Here is a 6,097-nt window from a genome sequence, read left to right as displayed (position 1 = left end):
CCGGTGCCGAAAGGGAGAAGCGAGGGAGCGACGAAGGAGCGAGGGAGCGCCGACCGTCGGCACCGGGTCAGAGCGCCCCGGAGGCGAGCGGGCGAATCAAGGACAGAGCACCACCTGGCCGGCGTAGGCGAGGCCGCCGCCGAAGCCGAAGAGCAGGACCGGGTCGCCCGGGGAGAGCTCGCCGCGCTCGACCAGCTTGGAGAAGGCGAGCGGGATCGAGGCGGCCGAGGTGTTGCCGGAGTCGACCACGTCCCGGGCCACCACCGCGTCGGCGAGGCCCAGCTTGGCGGCGATCGCGTCGATGATCCGCAGGTTGGCCTGGTGCGGGACGAAGCCCTTGAGCTCCGACGGGTCGATCCCGGCCCGCTCGCAGGCCTGCCGGGCCAGCGGGGCGAGCTGGGTGGTGGCCCAGCGGAACACCGACTGGCCCTGCTGGCTGATCACCGGGTCCCACCCGGTGATCACCACGGCGTCGCCCCGTTCCGGCTCGGAGCCCCAGACCACCGGTCCGATGCCCGGCTCGGCGCCCTCCTCCTGGGCCTCGACCACCGCGGCGCCCGCACCGTCGCCGAAGATCACGCAGGTGGAGCGGTCGGTCCAGTCGAGCGTGTCGGACATCCGTTCGGCGCCGATCACCAGCGCGCGCCGCGCCGCACCGGCCCGGATCGCGTGGTCGGCGGTGGCCAGCGCGTAGGAGAAGCCGGAGCAGACCGTGTTGATGTCGTACGCGGCGGGCGCGCGGACGCCCAGCCGGGCAGCCACCGCGGCGGCGGTGTTGGGGCTGCGCTCGATCGCGGTGCAGGTGGCGACCACGACCAGGTCGATCTCCGCCGCCGTCCGGCCGCTGTTGGCCAGCGCCTTCTGCGCGGCCTCGGTGGCGAGGTCGACCAGGGTCTCGCCCTCGGCGATGTGCCGGGTGCGGATCCCCACCCGGGTGCGGATCCACTCGTCGTCGGTGTCGACGAATGCCGCCAGATCGTCGTTGGAGAGCACCTTGGGAGGCTGGTAGTGCCCGAGTGCCACAATGCGCGAACCGCTCATGCTGCCATGGAACCGGGTTACCCGCTGGTCAGCCGGGCACGACCGGCTACAGGATCCACACCGGGGAACTGTAGGGGGTCCACAAGACCCTTGGGGCGCCTGGGCCCGGGTGTACGCCGAGGTCAGGCGGCCAGCGAAGTGGCGTCGCCCATCACGATCACCGGGTGGGCGGCCGGGTCCAGGGTGCGGATGAGCTGGGCCATCTTGTCCTCGGGTATCGACACGCAGCCGTGGGTCGGGCCGTCGTGGTCGACGTGCAGCCAGATGCCGCCGCCCTTCTTGCTGCCCATCGGACGGCGCATGTCGAGCGGGGAGCTGCCGGCGACCCGGTTGTAGTTGATCGCGACCACGTAGTCGAAGGAGCCGGCCAGCTGGTCGCCGAAGAAGCCCGTCCCGGAGACCACGAAGCTCGCGTCCTTGTCGTACGGGAGCTTGCTGCCGGGGTTGTCCTTCTTGCCGCCGGCGTCGGTGAGGTCGAAGACGCCGATCGGGCTGCGCAGGTCGCCCTCGTTGTGGTCGGTGGTCCAGCCGTTCTTGCCGTTGTGGCCCTGCCAGGTCTCACCGGCCAGCCAGCGGCCCTCGGGGGTGCGGGTCCACAGGGTGACGCTGTTCTTGTCGGTGTCCTTGCCCTGGCCGGTGGCGACCACGACCTGGGTGGTCGCGGCGGGGATCTTCGCGGTGAAGGCGGCCCCGAGGCCGGGTATCGCGGCCAGCGAGCCGTCCGGGCGGGTCTCGCTGCGGCCGGCGGCCGCGGGGGCGGCCTGCCGGTCGGCGGCGGCCTGGACGGCCGCGGGGGCGGGCGTGACGGGCTGGTCGGGCTTGCTGACGCCCTCCGGTCCGGGGCCGTCGGCGGCCGCGGCGACGGACTTGGCGCCGTCCTGGCCGACGGTGTACCAGCCGGCGGCGGCCGCGACCAGCAGCGCGGTGCCGGCCATCACGGCCTTGCCGTGTCGTTTCTGCTTCGCCTTGCGCCGCCGGCCCCGGGCGGCGGCCCGGCCACCGGACTCGGGGGCCGCGGCGACGATGGGCGTGACGGAGGCGAGGGGCGCGAGGGGCGCGACCGGTTCGGGCTGCTGCTCGTACACCGGCTGCTCGTACAGCGGCTCCTGATACGCCGGCTCCTCGTACACCGGCTGCTCGTACACCGGCTGCTCGTACAGCGGCTCCTGGTACGCCGGCTCCTGGTGGGCGGGCTCCGGCTCGACGACGTACGGCTGGAAGGGCTGGAAGGGCTCGAACGGCTGCTCGTACGCCCCGGAGTACCCGTCGGCCGGCTGGTGGTACTCGCCGTAGTACTCCTGCGGAGCGGGCTGCGGGACGGCCTGCGGGTACGGCTCGTACGCCTGGTACGGCGCCCCGTGCGACTGCTGCGGCACCCCGTACCCCGGCTCCGGCATCGGCTCGTACGGCGGGTACTCGGTGGCGCGATGGGAACCGGACATGCCGTCGATCCTGCCAAACGCCGTACCCGTTGGTAAACCCGGGTCGCGTGCGAGAGCGGTGAAGACGCCGCCGCCCGGGCCGCGGGTGCGGTCCGGGCGGCGGAAGTGCGCAGGTCAGAGGCGCATCGCCTGCGGGGTCTCGCGACGCGTCAGGTCGGGGCCGTCGTACTCGCGGATGACCTCGTAGCGGGTGTTGCGCTCCACCGGGCGGAAGCCGGCGTCCCGGATCAGGCCGAGCAGGTCCTCGCGGCCGAGCTTGTTCGGGGTGCCAAAGTTGTCCGCGTCGTGGGTGATCTTGTACTCGACCACCGAGCCGTCCATGTCGTCCGCGCCGTGGCTGAGCGCCAGCTGGGCGGTGGTGACGCCGTGCATCACCCAGAAGACCTTGACGTGCGGGACGTTGTCGAAGAGCAGCCGGGAGACCGCGAAGGTCTTCAACGCCTCGGCGCCGGTGGCCATCTCGGTACGGGCCATCAGCCTGTTGCGCACGACGCCGTCCTTGGAGTCGTGGAAGTCGTGCTGGTAGCGCAGCGGGATGAAGACCTGGAAGCCTCCGGTCTCGTCCTGGAGCTCGCGCAGCCGCAGCACGTGGTCGACCCGGTGTCGGGGCTCCTCGATGTGGCCGTACAGCATGGTGGCCGGGGTCTTGAGGCCCTTGCCGTGCGCCAGGCGGTGGATCCGCGACCAGTCCTCCCAGTGGGTGTCGTGGTCGACGATGTGCTGGCGGACCTCCCAGTCGAAGATCTCCGCGCCGCCGCCGGTCAGCGACTCCAGACCGGCGTCGATCAGCTCGTCCAGGATCTCGTCGGCGGGCAGGCCGCTGATCTTCTCGAACCAGTGGATCTCGGTGGCGGTGAAGGCCTTCAACGAGACGTTCGGCAGCGCCGCCTTGAGCTCCCGCAGCGAGCGCGGGTAGTAGCGCCACGGCAGGGTGGGGTGCAGGCCGTTGACGATGTGCAGCTCGGTGAGGGACTCGCTCTCCATCGCCTTGGCGAGGCGGACGGCCTCCTCGATGCGCATCGTGTAGGCGTCCTTCTCGCCCGGCTTGCGCTGGAACGAGCAGTACGCGCAGGACGCGCTGCAGACGTTCGTCATGTTGAGGTGGCGGTTGACGTTGAAGTGGACGACGTCGCCGTTCTTCCGCGTCCGCACGTGGTGGGCCAGCCCGCCCAGCCAGGCCAGGTCGTCGCTCTCGTAGAGCGCGATCCCGTCCTCGCGGGTCAGCCGCTCACCCGCGTAGACCTTCGCCTCCAGCTCGCGCTTGAGCCCTGCGTCCATGCGGTGCCCCGCCTCCTCAGACATTCGATTCCTTACCGGAGACGAGGTTACGCCTAGGCCGCGAGCAGCTCGGCGAGCAGGCCCGGGTCGATGTTGCCGCCGCTGACCACGGCGGCCACCGTCCGGCCGCCGGTCTCGGCGGCGCGGTGGAAGTACGCGGCCGGGGCGACCGCGCCGGAGGGCTCGGCGACCAGCCGGCCGCGGCGGGCCAGCAGGGCGACGGTGGCGCGGATCTCGTCCTCGGTGACGGTGACGATGTCGTCGACGTAGGCGGTGAGGTGCTCGTACGGCAGCACGCCCACCGAGGGGGTGCGCAGCCCGTCCGCGACCGTCCGGTAGGTGTCGGCGACCGGCCACTCCACCCGGCGCCCGGAGCGCAGGCTCTCCCGGGCGTCGGCGGCCAGCTCCGGCTCCACCCCGATCACCCGGACGCCCGGGCGGGTGAGCTTGAGCGCGGCGGCCGTCCCGCTGATCAGGCCGCCGCCGCTGACCGGCACCAGCACGGTGTCCAGCCCGGCCGGGGCGTCCTCGGCGATCTCCAGGCCCACCGTGCCCTGGCCCGCGATGATGAACGGGTCGTCGTACGGCGGCACCCAGACGAAGCCGTGCCGCTCGGCCAGCTCGCCGGGCAGGGCGTCCCGCTCCCCCGGTGGGACGAGGATCACCTCGGCGCCGAACGCCCGGGTGGCCTCGACCTTCACGGCGGGCGAGGTGTCCGGCATCACGATCACGGCCTTGAGGCCGAGCAGCTGCGCCGCGTAGGCCACCGCCTGCGCGTGGTTGCCGCTGGACTGGGCGACCACCCCGCGGGCGCGCTCCTCCGGGGTGAGCGCGGCCAGCCGGTTGTAGGCGCCGCGGGTCTTGAAGGCCCCGGTCGGCTGGAGGTTCTCGGGCTTGAGCCAGAGCCGCCGCCCGTCCTCGGACGCCCAGGGGGCGGGGACCAGCGGGGTGCGCACCGCGACCCCGGCGATCCGCTCCCGAGCGGCGTGCAGCTCCTCCAGACCGACCAGTGCCATGCCGTCACTCTCCTTCGGGGGGGAGCTCGCTCACCCGGTTCTCCCACTTCGTGGAGAGTACGACGGTGGTGCGGGTGCGGGCCACGCCCTTTGTGCCCGAGATCCGCTTGACCACCGACTCCAGGCCGGCCACGTCGGCCACCCGGACCTTGAGCATGTAGGAGTCGTCACCCGCGATGAACCAGCAGTCCTCGACCTCGTTGAGGTCCTTGAGCCGGAACGCGACGTCCTCGTGGTCGGCTGCGTCGGTCAGTTGGAGACCGATCAGGGCCGTGACGCCGAAGCCGAGCGAGGCCGGGTTGACCGTCGCCCGGTAGCCGGTGATCACACCGGCCTGCTCCAGGCGGTTGATGCGGTCCGTGACGCTCGGGCCGGAGAGTCCGACCAGTCGGCCCAGCTCGGCGTAGGACGCACGGCCGTTCTCCCGGAGCGCCTGGATGAGCTGTCTGTCCACCGTGTCCATATACCGTCCGCGTCCTTCCGAACCTCACCAGACCCACAGATCATTATCCGGATTCAAAGGCGCCGTGCGCTGAACGACCCGGATATCGCAGAGAAGATACTCTCCCGCCCTCGCTCTCCTTACTCCCCCTCAGGTCGAGCGGCGTCCCCGTCGCCCGGCTTGCGGGCGGCCGCGCCCAACTCGCCCTCCCAGCGCAGGTACAGGGAGTGCGGCACGCCGACGGCGTCCAGCACCCGGCCGGCCACGAAATCCACCAGTTCGCGCACGGTGGAGCCGCCGGCGTAGAAACCGGGCGAGGCGGGGAGCACGACGGCGCCCTGCGCGTCCAGCTCCACCAGGTGCTTCAACGTCACCCCGTTGAGTGGCGCCTCGCGCACGCAGACGACGAGCGGACGGCGCTCCTTGAGGGTGACGCTGGCCACCCGCTGGAGCAGGTCCTTGCTCAGGCCGAGCGCGATCCCGGCCACCGCGCCGGTGGTCGCCGGGACCACCAGCATCCCCTTGGCCGGGTACGAGCCGCTGGACGGGCCGGCCGCGAAGTCCCCGGCCGGCCAGTAGCGGACGTCGTCCAGGCCCTCGTCCGTCCCCAGCCACCGGGCGAGGTCGGCGCGCCAGTGGGCGTCCCGGAAGGAGATCCCGGTCTCGTCCAGGATGGTGAGCCGGGCGGCCCGACTGACGATCAGGTCCACCGCCTCACCGGCGGCGAGCAGCGCCCGGATCACCGAGGCCGCGTACGGCGTCCCCGACGCTCCCGAGACCCCGACCACCCACGGCTGACGCTTCGCAGTTCCCATGGAGACAATTCTGTCCCGCCCCCACCTGCGGCTCCGCCCCGGGCACGGCGGAGCGGGCCCGCG

Annotated in this window: 6 protein-coding genes; all 6 read right to left on the bottom strand. The window is 72.2% G+C overall.

What is annotated here, in order from left to right:
* Positions 1–96: 96 nt before the first annotated feature.
* The gene (locus ACZ4W5_RS30475; protein ID WP_402482170.1) at positions 97–1,041 is read right to left on the bottom strand and encodes a beta-ketoacyl-ACP synthase III; all 945 of its coding nucleotides are present in this window, start codon (positions 1,039–1,041) and stop codon (positions 97–99) included.
* 122 nt (positions 1,042–1,163) lie between these two features.
* On the bottom strand, positions 1,164–2,483 hold the full coding sequence (locus ACZ4W5_RS30470) for a L,D-transpeptidase family protein (protein ID WP_465658137.1): 1,320 nt from the start codon (positions 2,481–2,483) through the stop codon (positions 1,164–1,166).
* Positions 2,484–2,597: 114 nt separating this feature from the next.
* On the bottom strand, positions 2,598–3,761 hold the full coding sequence (gene mqnE, locus ACZ4W5_RS30465; protein WP_465658136.1) for an aminofutalosine synthase MqnE: 1,164 nt from the start codon (positions 3,759–3,761) through the stop codon (positions 2,598–2,600).
* A 53-nt stretch (positions 3,762–3,814) separates the two neighbouring features.
* A complete protein-coding gene (locus ACZ4W5_RS30460; RefSeq protein ID WP_360225995.1) occupies positions 3,815–4,777 on the bottom strand; it encodes a threonine ammonia-lyase in 963 nt (320 codons plus the stop codon).
* A 4-nt stretch (positions 4,778–4,781) separates the two neighbouring features.
* On the bottom strand, positions 4,782–5,240 hold the full coding sequence (locus ACZ4W5_RS30455; protein ID WP_030232219.1) for an Lrp/AsnC family transcriptional regulator: 459 nt from the start codon (positions 5,238–5,240) through the stop codon (positions 4,782–4,784).
* A 119-nt stretch (positions 5,241–5,359) separates the two neighbouring features.
* Positions 5,360–6,034, bottom strand: a complete 675-nt coding sequence (locus ACZ4W5_RS30450) for a UbiX family flavin prenyltransferase (RefSeq protein ID WP_360225992.1) — start codon at positions 6,032–6,034, stop codon at positions 5,360–5,362.
* Positions 6,035–6,097: the final 63 nt, after the last annotated feature.

This window comes from Kitasatospora sp. NPDC029367 (genome assembly GCF_055569135.1).
This window is presented reverse-complemented; position numbering and strand designations above follow the sequence as displayed.

Excerpts from the sequence above, each read along its gene's own strand:
- ACZ4W5_RS30450 (WP_360225992.1), bottom strand. The coding sequence starts at position 6,034 with ATGGGAACTGCGAAGCGTCAGCCGTGGGTGGTCGGGGTCTCGGGAGCG.
- ACZ4W5_RS30475 (WP_402482170.1), bottom strand. The coding sequence starts at position 1,041 with ATGAGCGGTTCGCGCATTGTGGCACTCGGGCACTACCAGCCTCCCAAG.
- mqnE (WP_465658136.1), bottom strand. The coding sequence starts at position 3,761 with ATGGACGCAGGGCTCAAGCGCGAGCTGGAGGCGAAGGTCTACGCGGGT.
- ACZ4W5_RS30455 (WP_030232219.1), bottom strand. The coding sequence starts at position 5,240 with ATGGACACGGTGGACAGACAGCTCATCCAGGCGCTCCGGGAGAACGGC.
- ACZ4W5_RS30460 (WP_360225995.1), bottom strand. The coding sequence starts at position 4,777 with ATGGCACTGGTCGGTCTGGAGGAGCTGCACGCCGCTCGGGAGCGGATC.
- ACZ4W5_RS30470 (WP_465658137.1), bottom strand. The coding sequence starts at position 2,483 with ATGTCCGGTTCCCATCGCGCCACCGAGTACCCGCCGTACGAGCCGATG.